Genomic DNA, 13,478 nt, shown 5'->3' on the forward strand with positions numbered 1-13,478 from the left:
ATTATCTGCTTTTCCTATTCTTTTTTCTGCTCTTTTTACCGGACTTGCTGCCACCCTTAGAACTGCTCTTCGGCGCAGGCTTGCCGTGCTTGGCGCTGCGGCGTCCGGCCTCTTTATTCTTCGCACCCTTGTGCTTTTTCTTCTGCGTTTCCGCACTCAGAGCGATGCTCTGCGTGCTGCGTCCGCTGCTCGGCTTCTGCTTCATCAGCAGCTGCTGGCGGATGTGCTCGCGCACGCCTGCGTTTTCCCCTGCCATAATGAAGTCGATGCTTACATCGCTGATATTTACCTGCAGCACCTCAATGCGCACCTTATCACCCAGGCGATAGGTGTGACCGCTGTGCGTGCCTACGAGGGCATAACGCTCCTCGTAATATTCGTAGTAATCATCCATCAGGCTGGAAATATGCACCAGTCCCTCTACGCCGTTCTCCAGCTCAACGAACATACCAAAGGCCGTTACGCCGGAAATAACGCCGTCAAATTCTTCGCCGATATGGTCTGCCATATATTCGCACATTTTGAGGTCAACGGTTGCACGCTCCGCATCCGCTGCCGCACGCTCGCGAATAGAGGAATGATCGGCAATAACGTCCAGCTTATCGCCCAGCTTTTCGGCATCTGCTTCCTTCAGTGTGGGCTTTGTCATCCAGGCGCGCAGCAGGCGATGCACAATCAGGTCCGGATAACGGCGGATTGGCGAGGTAAAGTGCGTATAATACTTCGCCGCCAGGCCAAAGTGTCCGATATTATCCGTCTGATAAACTGCCTGCTTCATGGAGCGCAGCGCTACCGTAGTTACCAATCGTTCTTCCGGACGGCCGGCGATTTCCTTCACGGCCTGCTGAATATCCTTCGGCTCCGTTTCTTCCTTAGGAATAAATTTAATATTAAAGTTTGCCAACAGCTTGGCGAACTCCTGCATCTTTTCCTCGCTTGGAATATCATGCACGCGGTAGATGAACGGCCAGTGCTGGTTAAACATGTGCTGCGCAACTGTTTCGTTGGCCGCCAGCATGAACTCCTCGATAATCGACTCCGCATTGCCGTGAATGCGCTGCACAATCTCAATCGGATGCAGCTTTTCGTCCAGAATAACCTTCTGCTCCGGCAAATCAAAGTCTACTGCGCCACGGCGCGCACGCTTGTCATGCAAAATCTGGCGCAAAATATCCATGCGGGCAATCATCGGCAAAATGTCCTCATACTTGTCGCACATTTCCTTGTCGCCTGCCAAAATTGCACGCACAATATTGTAGCTCAAACGGTGACGTACATTGATAACCGCCGGGAAAATCTCGTAGCTGAGCACCTTGCCCATTTTGTCGATATGCATCTCGCAGGCCATGGACAAACGGTCCTCACCGGCATTCAGGCTGCAGATACCGTTCGACAGACGCTCCGGCAGCATCGGCAGTACGCGGTCGACAAGATAAACGCTTGTGCCGCGCTCTCTTGCTTCCTTATCCAGCACGCTGTCCTCCGTAACATAATAGCTGACATCCGCAATATAAACGCCCAGCAGGTATTCGTTATCGTTAATCTGCTCTACATAAACAGCATCATCCAAGTCCTTAGCATCCTCGCCGTCGACGGTTACGACAGTGCGTTCACGCAGATCACGGCGGCCTGCCAGCTCGCCCTTTTTAATAGACTTCGGCACCTTGCGCGAAGCCTCCAGCACCTCATCCGGGAAGGTCAGCGGCAGATCATTCTGCTTGATTATCGACAGAATCTCCAAACCCACATCACCGATGTTGCCCAAAACCTCGGTAACCTTGCCCTCGGCCTTGCGGTGCTCCTGCGGCCATTCGGTAATTTCTACTACTACCTTCTGACCGTCCTTCGCACCGTTAAAGTGCTTGCGCATAACATATACATCCTGACCGATGCGCTTGTCGTCAGGCGTTACAAAGGCAAAATCACCGGTCTGGTGAAATACGCCTACCACCTTATTATTAGCATGCGTGATGATACGCAGGATTTCGCCCTCAGGCTTTTTGCCCTGCGCCGCATTATTCACACGCGCCAGCACACGGTCATTGTTCATCGCACCATGCAAAGCGCGCGGCGGAATGAACACGTCCGGTCTGTCGCCCTTGTTATCCGGAATAACAAAGCCAAAGCCCTTGCTCGTCAGCTGAAAACGTCCGGCAACCAGGCCCATTTTCTCCGGCAGGCCGTATGTTTCAAAGCGTGTTTTAATAATCTCGCCGTTCTGCTCCAGCGCCAGCAGCTCATCCCAAAACTTGTTGGGATTAACATCATGCCCCAGCGCATCCACCAGCTCCTCCGAGGTCATCGGTGCATAGCTTTCTTCACGCATAAAATTTAATATTTTTTCACGTATATCCTTCGTCTGCATAATTTTACCTCTATTCTTCTTCACCCTCGCCTGCGGCGAGCTTGCGCGACGGTTGCGGCGTTTCATCCACAATCATCATCTTCGACAGACATTCCGCCAACAGCGTACCATCCTTTTTGCAGATAGTTCCCTGCATTTCAACCATACGCCCCTTGCGCTTCAGCTCGCGCCCGGTGCAGACAACCTCTTCACCTATCGCCAACGGCTGACGGTAGCGGATTTCAATCTTCGCCGTATAGGAAGGCTTGCCCTCCTTGGCAAAAAGATAATTGCCTGTCACCTCATCCAGCAACACTGCCACCAGTCCGCCGTGCATACGTCCGGGATAGCTCTGGTGCTCCCGGCGCGGCGTAAAATACGCTGTGCACTTGTCGTCGTCAATTTCAAAACGCATATGTAACCCGCTGGGATTATCCTTGCCACAGGCAAAGCACCAGCTGTATTCGTTATTATTCAACAATGACTTATCCATATTTCTTCGTCTACCCTTCAATATCCTTTTATTCAGCAAAAAAATCGGCGATTTCCTTAAAAACTGCCTCATGCTCGCGGTCCAGTGTCAGAATATGCCCGCTGTGCTCAAACCAGACTAATCTTCTGCTGCTGGCCGCAGCTAATTTGTTATAGATATATTCGGCACTGCGCGGCTGCACGGTATGCTCTGTTTTCGACTGCAAAATCAAACAGGGGATTTTGATTTCCGCCAGCAGCTGGTTCTTGCATTCATTAAGCATCTTAAAAAGACTCATCAACGGCTTCGTCGGCATTTTGGCATAGGAGATGCAATATTCCTGCAGCTCCTGATAATTCTTCTTATGCTTAGGCAGGTAGTGGATGAAAAAGCGCAAGAACGCCAACAGCGGCGCACGCTTATCCTGCACAAAAATAGGTGCCGAAATAAAGGCAGCCTTCTTCACCGGCAGCTTTGCTGCCAGCTTGATAGCCAGCAATCCACCCATCGACAGGCCTGCCACATAAACGCTGTTAAAGCGCGCCAGCAGCTCCAGGCATTCCGCTTCAGCAGCAGCATACCAATCCGTCGCGGTGGTTGCCTCCAGGTCTTTGATGCTCGTGCCGTGGCCGGGAAGGCGCACACAGCTCACAGTATAACCAAGCGCATGCAGATAATCACCCAGCGGACGCATTTCCGACGGCGCACCGGTGTAACCATGCAAGAGCAACACTGCCTTATTATTCTTTCCCTCCAGCAGAAATGATTCTGCACCTTCAATTATCCGCACAAGCTTCACCTCAAAATTATTCTATACTAATTTATATTATATCATAAAACAGTTTTGCAATTAAAGCAGTAAAAGCGGCTTCAAATCGTTGTATTTATAGGCTTTTTTTGACTAAAAAAAATTTCATTTATCTGTTTTATGATATTTTAGTTCCGTTTTAGTTCCGGCTAGAAATCACCTAAGCTTTTTTCAAGTTCTTTCTTTGCCTTCTCATAGTTCGCTAGTGTAGCAGCGTTCTTTTCTACATACGCAGCCAGCAACTTACACAACAAGCTGCTAAAGCTGATACCTTGCGCCGCTGCCAGCGCCTTTCCTTTTTCCATGAGTTCCGCGTCTATCGCTGCATTGATACGGCCTTCTTTTTTTGCCATTATAAAGCACCTGCCTTCCTTGATTTTTTCCTTTGTCTATATTATACTATTATCACATAATTTACGCAAGTTTAGTTATTTGTAGAGTATGCATATTTAACATAATGCACATTATCGGACGTAAAATATTATTTTTACCTTTTCCACGTATCCATAACACAGAAGCCAGGGCAGCAGTCCCCGGCTTTTTCTTTTCCCAAATGAATAAAGAAAAAAATTTGTGTTTTGAGGGGAGCAGTCCGGTCTACACGAAAAGCGCCTTGCGATTATTTTTCCCCCCGGGGGGCGCTTGCCGCTGTCAGCGCCGCGCTAATTTCAGTAATACATTTGCACTGCAGTTTAAATACATTGCTTAACGAATAGCAAAGAAGTTCGGCCGTGCGTTCTGCCGTGTAGCCTTGTTCATAACGCACATAAAGCACTTTACGCGCTGCATCATCGGTTGCAAGGTCTAGCAAGCGCATACACTTTCCCCGGCTTTGCTGGCAAGCTTCTTTTTCCTGCTCTATATAAGTTATACACTTGTCTATACTTTGGCAGCTTCTCAATATAGGCTCTTTAGCTTTCAGTCTTGTTACCCAGGCAAGAAGTTCCGCAAGGCTTTTTTCTTCTTCATCGTACCAGCGCAAACTTTCCAGCCTGCTTCTAATTTCTGTTTTATCCACGGCGCGCCCCTCTTTCTGAATATATTAAAATGCAGTTTTTTGCTTATTTCAATAATACCACGAAAATTCAGCAGCAGCGCCCGGCTCTTTCTTTTTGGCGCTGGCGTTCCCGGCGCGGATGAAGCGCCGGGCCAACGGCCGCAAGTTATTACATTACCACCCCAAAATTTTATATTTTTTTAAAGCCGTTCCGGTGCGGAATGCCCGACCACCGCAAGCCGCCCACCCCCTAGGAAGTACCTTGCTTTGCGGAAATTAAGCTTCTTGCTCATTTCCGCATTTTGCGCCACTTCTGTTTTTGGCCTTTAATGTTACTTTTCGTTCTAACCAACACCAGCGGAAGGAAATCGTTTTTTGAAAAATTGCAGCTAAATTCTTTTCGGGAGTTCGTCGACCCGCAAGCTTTTTCTTTTTCTGAAAGAACCTACCGCCATTCCTGCAGCTTCTGGCCATGCTCTTATATTCGTTCCTTGCCTTTCTCTGTTCCTGCGCTTTCCTAGCGTGCCTTCTCGCAGCGCCACAAACCACCTGTATATAAATCATGTATCTATTGCCTTCAGAAGCTCTATGCCCCCTTCCCGGCTCTCCTTAAATACTTGATTTTTTCCGCCCATATACCAAAATACTTAATTTGAGTATGCAGCTTATAACGCTATCTACATAGCAAGGCAGCGCCGCCAGCTCCTGCAGCGTGTTAATAAATCTTATCCGCTTTTCCGCCCTTATACTTAACTACTTAATTCCCTTGTTAGGTAATAAGCGTAAGTTAGTAGTTATAGCCTAGATACTACTACCTAAGTACTATAGTAGTAGTTACTAAGATATTGAATAGGGGTGTAAAAAAATACACACTACCCCCTAAACCCTTGCCACATCGGCGTTTCAAGAGTCGACTTTCCAAAAGTAGTGTGTATTTTTGTACACACTACCCAAAAACAAGGCTAAACCCTTGCCACATCGGCGTTTACGCCACTTTTTGAGTGTGTATTTTTGTACACACTACTTGAAAATAGCTGCTGTTAATCTACATGAATAAATTTAAAGCGACGTGAAGCCGCTTTTCCATGCTTACACGTCGCTTATCAATTCCTCAATTTTCTTTTGTTCTTCCTCACTCACTGACGGCCTTATAATGACTTGCAGCTCTGAAAGTTTGCCGCTTATCTTTACACGCCTGCAGTACCCGGCTTTTTCCAACCTAGTTATGCTTCTAAGAATTGTTTGCCTGTTTTTCGCTCCTGTCAACCTACACAAATAATCATGATTGATCAGTATACCTTCCCGGCCGCTTTTTCTTTTTCGATAAGGCAGCGCCAGCAAAATACCATAAAGCTCCTTGTCCTGCGACTTTACGCTCTTATCAAAAATAATGCTATTCGGTATTTTAGTAAAATTGCTTTTGACTGTTCCTGCACCTGTCACCGGGTTGATGAATGTCAATAGCGTGCCGCGCTGCTCCTGCTGTTCCTTCTTCTCCTGTTCATCTGCCATTACATCACCGCCCGGCTACTTGCCAGCGCCAGAACCTTCAGCGCCTGCGCTGCCTTCTTTGGTTCGGCGCTGCAGTTTCGTTATTTCTTCCCGGTAGCTTTTTTCCGGCATCTGCATTAGATCGGTAATGCCTAAACTACACAGAATACTTTCCAGCTGCACACCATTTCTTTCAGCGGCTTTTATCAAAAGTTGCGCCTGTACCGCGTTTATAAGCTCCTGCTGACCTTTGCTGCCGGCATTGGCGGCCGTCTGCTTTGCTGGCCGTGGCGCTGGCGCTGTTTTTGGCGCTGCTGCAGCACTTGACTTTTTTTGTCCGTTTGCGTCAAGTGACTTTTTCGGCCCGGCTGCAGCTTTACCAGCGCCAGAAGTATGGCCATTGTTTCCGGAATCTGGCAGCGCGTCCACGTCTGCGCCGTCATCAACACCTAGCAAACCGCTAAGCGCGTACTTTCTGGCGTAGCTGCTTGCAGCTCCTGTTAATTGCGCATCGTCAAATTTAGGCCGCGCGGCCGTTTCTCTGGCGCTGGCTTCTGCTTCCACGCGTTCGCCGTTGGCTGCATCAACAAAAACGGCCGTTGCAACGATATACCAGCGCCCGGCAATCTCTTCTACTCTGTCTTTAAGCAGGATAACCGCCCCGACTTCCTTCAGCAGCGGCTTTGCACTTTCTAAAATATCCTCGCAACTCCTATAGTTATAATCTGCAAATCCGTTATGCCTTTTTTTCGGCGCTTTTAACTCTGTTTGCACCTTCAACAGTTTTGCATATACGTTCACCTTTTTCACCTCTTTCACCTGTTTATAAAGGCCGCTGGCTTGAAGCTGGCGGCCTTGTATGTTATAATTCAAGTATTAAAGACTTTGCTGTTCGTCATTGGCTAAAATCTTTAATGCTTGCCGCCTAGCGTCTGGATCGCTAAGCGGCTTTTCTTTTGTCCTTTTTTTACGCTGCTTCTGCTTCTGCGTGCGTACACCTTCCAAAAACCCCGCCCAATAAGTAACAAGTATAGCGTGCCCGCTCCACTCCTGCTGTTCCCTGTCTGCGCTTGCTATTGCAAAAACTTCAAGCGCCGTATTAGCTAAGCTATAAAGCATACCATGAGAATAAGTTGAAGCCGCATCCCTTGCCATTAGCGAAAAATCTTCCGAAACATCGTGCAAGCGTTGCCCTAATACTATTGGCAATTCATCCGCCTGTTTATTCTGCTTTGACATTATCTAACCCCCAGCGCCTTAACCGCCATTACTTTCACAACCGCATTAGTAGCCACGAACGTAATACACGCCAACGCCCATACATAAAAGGCTGCTTTCGCATAATTAAAGCGCCTAATAACTCTTGTTCTTCTCATGTTTTACACCTCTATTTTCTTCAGCAAGTATTTTTTTAACACCTTGCCACGAATAACCAGCTTTCCGGCTGCCTGCAGTTCTGAATTGCAATCACGAATAATTTTGTAAGCCATGCACTTTTTGATTTTCAGAAGTGCCGCCACTTCATCGGCATTTAACAAATAATGCTTTTGTTCTTGTAGCGGCTGCTCCTGCAGGTCTGAAGCGTTTGGTGCTGCTGGCGCTGTTTCCGGGGAATCAACGTAGTTTATCGTCTGAATATTCACGCTTTCATTATCCATTACTTTTTACCCTCTGCAGCTGCATCAGCGCCCGGCGCGCCTTCCTGCGCCAGCTTATAGCCGTATTCAATAGCCATTGCAAAAAGCTGTTTGAACGCCTTCATTTCGTCACGCTGCAGCTGCTTATAAAAGCGCGCTATTCTGGAATCATGCGGCGCTAAGTCATCAGCTTTCAGTGTGCCGTCATATACGGCCATAAAGATACGGCTTGCCTGTTCCACTTCCTCGCGCGGCTGGTAGTTGTCGCGTGTAACCTCTTTGGCTGCCTGCAGCACAAGCGGCTTGACTGTTTCCGCATCTTCCAGCAGGTTCAGCGCCCGGCGCTGTTCGCCTTCCAGAATATTACGCGACGCAAACACGCCAGGGCAAATTTCGACTTCATCAAGTTCTTCATCATCAACTTCTTCAAAGTCAAAATCATCCGGCGCAACGGCCAGCGGTGCAAAATGTTTCTGTTCTGTCATTGGTAAAACCCCCTTTTAGTCATTGAAAAAAATCTTGTCTACCTGTTCCGGTGTAAGCTGCCAACGCTGTTTCAGCTTTGCTATGTCGGAACGGCTAAAATCAGTCTTTCCGCCGTGAAGATATGTTGTAATTGTAGAAGGCGCTCTGTTTAGAAATGTAGCAACGCTACGCATATTGTCACCATTTTTAGCGGCATAGTATTTGAATAACGCACTATCCATTATTTCACCCCCTTTTTTCTCTTACTTTTGCGAACCTCATTCGCATTTACTATATTATCACGCATTTTTACGAATGTCAACCGCTTTTCTTGCTCTTTTTTCTTGTTTTTGCGTTGCTTATTCGCTTTTTGAATGTTATAATAAAATATATTATTATATTAGGCGGTCTATAAAATGCTAACGGAACAAAAAAAAATCGGCGAATTGATACGAGCTAAACGAAAAGAAAAACATTTAACCCAGGCACAATTATCGGAAAAGCTTGATATTACAAGGGATGCTGTTTTTACATACGAAAAGGGAAAAGTAAAAGTGATACCTTTCGAAAAGCGTGTAAAGCTAGCTGCTGTTTTAGATATTCCTATAAGCAAACTGCTTTACAGTAACGAATTAAACCTAAGTGACTCGAAGCCAGAAGATGAATTTAAAATCGAAGATATGTTAGATGCTTTACCAGAAAGCGAAATGGACAATATCCACACAAGAAAAATCACACTTTTTGAAGATTTATGTTTTAATTTACCTGTAGAGCAAAGAAAAACACTAGAAAAGCTAATTGCAGGAACTGAAAAACTGTCCTTCTCTAATGCTGCTTACTATGTTTTTGTTAGTGCAAAAAGTGAAAATATGGATAACATAGCAAATATTATTTGCTATATGCTGCGAAAACGTGGCCTTGCATCGTATGATGCCGAGCCGTTAGCACAAGTTTTTCAGTGTTTATATACGCAATATCTTTATACACCAAACGGAGAAAATATAAAATTTATGCAGGAAATGCACCGCGACTATTGGAATTATGAAAACCCCGACACAAAAAAATAACTGCCAGCCTTCACGCTCTGGCAGCTCTCCAGCACTTCCACGCCCGGCAAGTGCTTTTTCTTTATCTGTTGGCGTTCCCGGCGCTGATGAAGTGCCCGGACAACGGCCGCAATCAGCGCGGCCAGCTGCAGCGCCAACACCGCCGCCACATCCCAAGCGCTTGTTATACCTCGCGACCATTTTTCGCTTTTCAGTGTTTCAGAGTCTTGTTATTCTAAGTTATAAATACCCCTCAGACGAACGTAATTGCCCCTAGATTTAATTTTTATTGTCTTGCCCTGGTCTTTATACCTGTAAACGTTTCAAAACATTCTAAGGCGTAAAATTTATTGTTTTTTGCTCACTCTTTATATTTCTATATCCGTTGGCCGTTTGCTGCAGATGAACGGCCACCACATCAGCCAATGACGAAAAGGACGTGAAAAAATGCCTGTATATCTTGACAAGAACACCAAAAAATATTATTTCAAATGCTACTACACAGATTGGCAAGGCGAAAAGCACCAGGCTAAGCGGCGCGGCTTTGCGTTGGCGCGTGAAGCAAAAGCAGCTGAACGCGAATTTTTGGCACAATACGCAACAAATCCGAATTACACTTTCCAGGACGTTTACGAAAAATATATAAATGACTGTTCCGCAAGATTGAGAAAAACAACTGTTACCAACAAGCAAAGTTTTTTTGAACACGCTATCCTTCCCTTTTTCCATGCTATGAAGATCAGCGAAATAAACCCGGTTCACGTTCGGCGCTGGCAAAATGATATTCTTATGCACTACGCCCCAACAAGTCAAAGAATCATTCACGGCAATCTTTCAGCGCTGTTTAACTTTGCAATAAAATTCTACGGCTTGAAAAATAATCCGGCGCGCATTGCTGGCAGTATCGGCACATTAAAAGCACACCGCGCTAAATTCTGGACTGTCGAACAATTTAATTTAGCTATGAAGTTTACAACGCCAGCAGCTAAGGCAGCGTTTACGCTGCTGTTTTATTCTGGCCTGCGTGTTGGCGAATTGCTGGCGCTGACAATCCAGGACTATAACCCAGCGGCCAAGACTATCAACGTTTCAAAATCTCTTTCAACTATCGGCAGCGCTCAATATATCGGCCCGACAAAAAACAGTCAAAGCACACGTATAGTTTCAATCCCGGCTAGCGTCTGCGCATTGATTGACGAATATTTAAAGCTTTTATATGAGCCAGAAGCAGAAGAACCGCTATTCATGTATTTTTCTAAACCCACTTTGCTAAAACAACTAAAGGCAGCAGCGGAAAAAGCCGGACTAGAAAAAATACGCCTGCATGATCTGCGCCACTCTCACGCCAGCCTATTAATAAATTTAGGCATAAACATTCTTGCTATAAGTCGACGTTTAGGCCATGACGATATAAAAACAACGCTTAACATATACGGCCACCTGTACCACACAACAAACGAGGAAATAGCGGCTAAAATAGAAAATTTAATAACCTCAAATAACTAAATTTAATGTTTTAGTTCCGTTTCAGTTCCGCAATTCATTCCACAAAATCAAAAAACGCCAGAATCATGCTATTTGCAAGGTCCTGGCGCTTTTGTTTTGTATTTTATATCATAAAAAAAGCATACTGATTACAGCATGCTTTGATTTTGCAAGAACTTCATACATTGCGATGTAGAAAAATGCGTTTTTTTGCGAACTACATACATTGCAATGTATGTAAATTGGTGTTTTTGAAAGGTTTTATACATCGGAATGTAGATAAAAAGAGGACGGTGCGCACCGTCCTCTTTTCATTTATTTAAGTTCTTATACTGCATATTTTCGCTACCAGTTAAAAGCTTAATATCTTCTTGATGCCACTCATCGCAAACATCAAAGAATTCCTCACTCTTGCGTTTTTTGAAAATACGAAAAGGTTGCTCTGTCGAGTTGTCATATATATGACAAACGTCTGCAACATGAACAACATCACAAACCTGAGCCAAAGCCTTATCATAGCGTTCTATTATTTTCTCGACCGGCACATCATGTCCACCTTCTGCGACACGAGATTTTATTCGATAAACATTAATAAAAGGGTCAACAGTTAAAATATAGTAACAACGTATAAAATAACCTGCTTCCTTAGCTCGTTGCAACAAATTTAAATTTCTAGGTGTAGACATAACTGTTTCAAAACAGAAGTCCTCTCTATTTTTCAAATGATCCTCTCTCTGCTTTTCAGCAATTTGCGCTGCAGTCAAATCATCGCATTTTAAATTTTTCTTGATTTCATCAGCATTAATATAGTCAACAGGTGGTTTTAATAAATCTGTAAAAGTACTCTTACCGGAACCGTTTGGTCCAGCAAAAACGATTATCTCCGGCTTTTTATTTGACTCTTTCGCTGTAGCGTCCATGATTATATCTCCCACATACCTGAGTTTTGCTACCATCACTGCCAATTACACAAATACTCTGCGTTTCTCTATCATATGTAAAAATAGGCACATCCATAGCACGTTTCTTTTCTAATGCAATTTTTACGGCACAATTAGCACGTTTTACAACCTGCTCGTCAGAAATATATTTTTGTTGACTCATAAGACACCAACCTTTCTAAACACATTATCCTACTTACATAGTACTGTATTTCAGCAAAAAAGTCAAAAGCTATCTTGCGCATGCAAAAAGAGGACGGTGCGCACCGTCCTCTTTTCATTTATGCATATGCGATTTTTTGCTTTTCAGCGGATTGACGTAAAGTCAGATTAGAAGCTGATTTGCAGACGGCTCCAGATTACACGATCGTTTTTATCGGTTTCTTTGCCATCGAAATCATAGTAGTCGAGCATGTAAACCATGTTCTTAGCAAGGGTATAGGAAGCACCAACATTATAGCCTTTGAAGCCTTCAGTCAGGTATTTATCCCAATCGGCAGTCTTCATGGTGTGTGCTACGAAAGTGCCAGCACCTTGATCAAAATATTTAGTGCTCAAGCCCCAGGAACCAGCTTCTTTAGCTTTAGCACCTTTGTAATCCAAGCCTACAACAAAGCCGTCAGTATCAACGTCTTTTTTCATCAAATTATCACTTGCAACATCAGAATTCAGGTAAGCAGCATTCAAAGCAACATTTTTGTCGAATGCATATTTTGCAGTTACATTCCAAACATTGTTATCTTCGCCTACTTTAACGTTAGCGTTTTTAGCAGTAGCGGTAATACCTTCTTTAGCTGCATCTAAAGAATCTTTAAATGCATCATAGCCAGCACTCAGAGCCAACTTGCCAACATTACCAGCTAAGGAAGCACCATAGAAGTTATCAAAACCATAGTCGGTCGGTTGACCTGCATATGCAGTCAGCTTAACGTCTTTGCCATAGGATACAGAAACGAATTCAGCGGTATCATCGTACAGGTTACCATCAACCAAAGTCAGAGGTGCTTTACCAGCAACAACTGCCAAACCGCCTACGCGACCGGTTACATATGCTTGGTTCAAATCAGTTTTTTCGTTACCAGCATTATCAGCAAGGTTTTGGTCATTTTGCAGACGTGCAGTATAGGTCCAATCGTCATTGATAGCACCATTTACAAACAAACGGGTACGCAGACGATTTTTAGCAACATTATCACCAAAAGCGCCATCACGGTCAGCATATTCATAACGGATTTGGCCGGTGATTTTTACGTTGTCAGCTTTTTTCTCCAGAGCAGCAACGCGAACGCCCAGGTTGTCCAGTTCATCAGCGAACTCAGCAGCCAGTTTATCAACGTTAGCACCTTTTGCCATTGCTTTAGCAACGATTTGAGCCATTTCATAACGGGTCATCAGTTTGTCGCCACCGAAGGTGGAGTCGCCGTAGCCTTCGATTACGCCAGCAGCAGCCAGTTTGTTGATGCTGTCATAAGCCCAGTGGCCAGCAGGAACGTCAGAGAACGGATTTGCGGCATAAGCAGAAGCGGTTACGCCAAGTGCCATAGCCATAGCGAGTACTAAGGATTTTTTCATTGTTGTTTCCTCCTCAGGAAGTAGCAGTATTATCAAACTGCCAATATTGTATTTTTACAAATCACCTTCCGGAGCCGCCAACAAATTCCGCTCAAGAGTTGCCTTGTTTCCTCTGTCATCCTTTGCCGGTTTTTCCATAGCAATGATTTATAAAGCAATAGTAATCAGTAAAAATGGTATTTTCAATTCTTATCGATAGTTGCATTATACCATGCATCAA

The 13,478-nt window shown here is 44.9% G+C and carries 17 protein-coding genes; 2 read left to right on the forward strand and 15 right to left on the reverse strand.

All coding sequences use genetic code 11. The annotated features are described in order from the left end of the window. Window position 1 precedes the first annotated feature (1 nt). The 11 genes from rnr to M5E81_RS07940 form a co-directional block, all read right to left on the reverse strand. Window positions 2-2,365: a ribonuclease R gene (gene rnr, locus M5E81_RS07890; protein ID WP_419720859.1), complete on the reverse strand. Its 2,364-nt coding sequence runs from the start codon at window positions 2,363-2,365 to the stop codon at window positions 2-4. Between the two features lie 10 nt (window positions 2,366-2,375). Further along, window positions 2,376-2,837, reverse strand: a complete 462-nt coding sequence (locus M5E81_RS07895; protein WP_009146157.1) for a PaaI family thioesterase — start codon at window positions 2,835-2,837, stop codon at window positions 2,376-2,378. Between the two features lie 28 nt (window positions 2,838-2,865). Beyond that, entirely contained in the window at window positions 2,866-3,606 is a 741-nt protein-coding gene (locus M5E81_RS07900) for an alpha/beta hydrolase (protein ID WP_249747229.1), read from the reverse strand. A 167-nt stretch (window positions 3,607-3,773) separates the two neighbouring features. Continuing rightward, window positions 3,774-3,977, reverse strand: a complete 204-nt coding sequence (locus M5E81_RS07905; RefSeq protein WP_249747230.1) for a BrnA antitoxin family protein — start codon at window positions 3,975-3,977, stop codon at window positions 3,774-3,776. A gap of 266 nt (window positions 3,978-4,243) precedes the next feature. Then, complete coding sequence (locus M5E81_RS07910; protein ID WP_249747231.1) at window positions 4,244-4,642, reverse strand: hypothetical protein; 399 nt, start codon at window positions 4,640-4,642, stop codon at window positions 4,244-4,246. A gap of 1,068 nt (window positions 4,643-5,710) precedes the next feature. Beyond that, window positions 5,711-6,133, reverse strand: coding sequence for a hypothetical protein (locus M5E81_RS07915; RefSeq protein WP_249747232.1), 423 nt, complete (start codon window positions 6,131-6,133; stop codon window positions 5,711-5,713). 15 nt (window positions 6,134-6,148) lie between these two features. Further along, the gene (locus M5E81_RS07920; RefSeq protein ID WP_249747233.1) at window positions 6,149-6,985 is read right to left on the reverse strand and encodes an ERF family protein; all 837 of its coding nucleotides are present in this window, start codon (window positions 6,983-6,985) and stop codon (window positions 6,149-6,151) included. Between the two features lie 3 nt (window positions 6,986-6,988). Continuing rightward, on the reverse strand, window positions 6,989-7,351 hold the full coding sequence (locus tag M5E81_RS07925) for a hypothetical protein (protein WP_249747234.1): 363 nt from the start codon (window positions 7,349-7,351) through the stop codon (window positions 6,989-6,991). Between the two features lie 140 nt (window positions 7,352-7,491). Beyond that, a complete protein-coding gene (locus tag M5E81_RS07930) occupies window positions 7,492-7,770 on the reverse strand; it encodes a hypothetical protein (protein ID WP_249747235.1) in 279 nt (92 codons plus the stop codon). After that, window positions 7,770-8,234 carry a hypothetical protein gene (locus M5E81_RS07935; protein ID WP_249747236.1) on the reverse strand — a complete coding sequence of 155 codons (465 nt, stop codon included), beginning with the start codon at window positions 8,232-8,234 and terminating at the stop codon, window positions 7,770-7,772. Before M5E81_RS07935 ends, M5E81_RS07930 begins: the two co-directional genes overlap by 1 nt. Before the next feature lie 15 nt (window positions 8,235-8,249). Continuing rightward, window positions 8,250-8,456, reverse strand: a complete 207-nt coding sequence (locus M5E81_RS07940) for a hypothetical protein (protein WP_249747237.1) — start codon at window positions 8,454-8,456, stop codon at window positions 8,250-8,252. Window positions 8,457-8,630: 174 nt separating this feature from the next. On the opposite strand from M5E81_RS07940, the gene M5E81_RS07945 reads away from it, so the two are divergent. Then, window positions 8,631-9,281 (forward strand): helix-turn-helix domain-containing protein, encoded by a 651-nt coding sequence (locus M5E81_RS07945; RefSeq protein ID WP_249747238.1) that lies wholly within the window; start codon window positions 8,631-8,633, stop codon window positions 9,279-9,281. On the opposite strand, the gene M5E81_RS07950 is transcribed toward M5E81_RS07945, so the two are convergent. Next, window positions 9,254-9,418, reverse strand: a complete 165-nt coding sequence (locus M5E81_RS07950; RefSeq protein ID WP_249747239.1) for a hypothetical protein — start codon at window positions 9,416-9,418, stop codon at window positions 9,254-9,256. The genes M5E81_RS07945 and M5E81_RS07950 overlap by 28 nt on opposite strands. Before the next feature lie 289 nt (window positions 9,419-9,707). Here M5E81_RS07950 and M5E81_RS07955 point away from each other — a divergent pair, with 289 nt between their 5' ends. Then, a complete protein-coding gene (locus M5E81_RS07955; protein WP_249747240.1) occupies window positions 9,708-10,766 on the forward strand; it encodes a site-specific integrase in 1,059 nt (352 codons plus the stop codon). A 290-nt stretch (window positions 10,767-11,056) separates the two neighbouring features. On the opposite strand, the gene M5E81_RS07960 is transcribed toward M5E81_RS07955, so the two are convergent. The 3 genes from M5E81_RS07960 to M5E81_RS07970 all read right to left on the reverse strand — a co-directional run bounded on the left by M5E81_RS07960 (window position 11,057) and on the right by M5E81_RS07970 (window position 13,258). After that, on the reverse strand, window positions 11,057-11,665 hold the full coding sequence (locus tag M5E81_RS07960; protein ID WP_249747241.1) for an ATPase: 609 nt from the start codon (window positions 11,663-11,665) through the stop codon (window positions 11,057-11,059). Next, window positions 11,637-11,849, reverse strand: a complete 213-nt coding sequence (locus M5E81_RS07965; RefSeq protein WP_021720543.1) for a hypothetical protein — start codon at window positions 11,847-11,849, stop codon at window positions 11,637-11,639. Before M5E81_RS07965 ends, M5E81_RS07960 begins: the two co-directional genes overlap by 29 nt. A gap of 167 nt (window positions 11,850-12,016) precedes the next feature. Then, window positions 12,017-13,258 (reverse strand): S-layer homology domain-containing protein, encoded by a 1,242-nt coding sequence (locus tag M5E81_RS07970; protein ID WP_249747242.1) that lies wholly within the window; start codon window positions 13,256-13,258, stop codon window positions 12,017-12,019. Window positions 13,259-13,478 lie beyond the last annotated feature (220 nt).

The organism is Phascolarctobacterium succinatutens, from assembly GCF_023497905.1.
GTDB classification, from domain to species: Bacteria; Bacillota; Negativicutes; order Acidaminococcales; family Acidaminococcaceae; genus Phascolarctobacterium_A; species Phascolarctobacterium_A succinatutens.

Coding starts and splice junctions, on each gene's coding strand:
- M5E81_RS07955 (WP_249747240.1), top strand. CDS start 9,708: ATGCCTGTATATCTTGACAAGAACACCAAAAAATATTATTTCAAATGC.
- M5E81_RS07970 (WP_249747242.1), bottom strand. CDS start 13,258: ATGAAAAAATCCTTAGTACTCGCTATGGCTATGGCACTTGGCGTAACC.
- rnr (WP_419720859.1), bottom strand. CDS start 2,365: ATGCAGACGAAGGATATACGTGAAAAAATATTAAATTTTATGCGTGAA.
- M5E81_RS07895 (WP_009146157.1), bottom strand. CDS start 2,837: ATGGATAAGTCATTGTTGAATAATAACGAATACAGCTGGTGCTTTGCC.
- M5E81_RS07940 (WP_249747237.1), bottom strand. CDS start 8,456: ATGGATAGTGCGTTATTCAAATACTATGCCGCTAAAAATGGTGACAAT.
- M5E81_RS07960 (WP_249747241.1), bottom strand. CDS start 11,665: ATGGACGCTACAGCGAAAGAGTCAAATAAAAAGCCGGAGATAATCGTT.
- M5E81_RS07905 (WP_249747230.1), bottom strand. CDS start 3,977: ATGGCAAAAAAAGAAGGCCGTATCAATGCAGCGATAGACGCGGAACTC.
- M5E81_RS07915 (WP_249747232.1), bottom strand. CDS start 6,133: ATGGCAGATGAACAGGAGAAGAAGGAACAGCAGGAGCAGCGCGGCACG.
- M5E81_RS07965 (WP_021720543.1), bottom strand. CDS start 11,849: ATGAGTCAACAAAAATATATTTCTGACGAGCAGGTTGTAAAACGTGCT.
- M5E81_RS07935 (WP_249747236.1), bottom strand. CDS start 8,234: ATGACAGAACAGAAACATTTTGCACCGCTGGCCGTTGCGCCGGATGAT.
- M5E81_RS07930 (WP_249747235.1), bottom strand. CDS start 7,770: ATGGATAATGAAAGCGTGAATATTCAGACGATAAACTACGTTGATTCC.
- M5E81_RS07945 (WP_249747238.1), top strand. CDS start 8,631: ATGCTAACGGAACAAAAAAAAATCGGCGAATTGATACGAGCTAAACGA.
- M5E81_RS07925 (WP_249747234.1), bottom strand. CDS start 7,351: ATGTCAAAGCAGAATAAACAGGCGGATGAATTGCCAATAGTATTAGGG.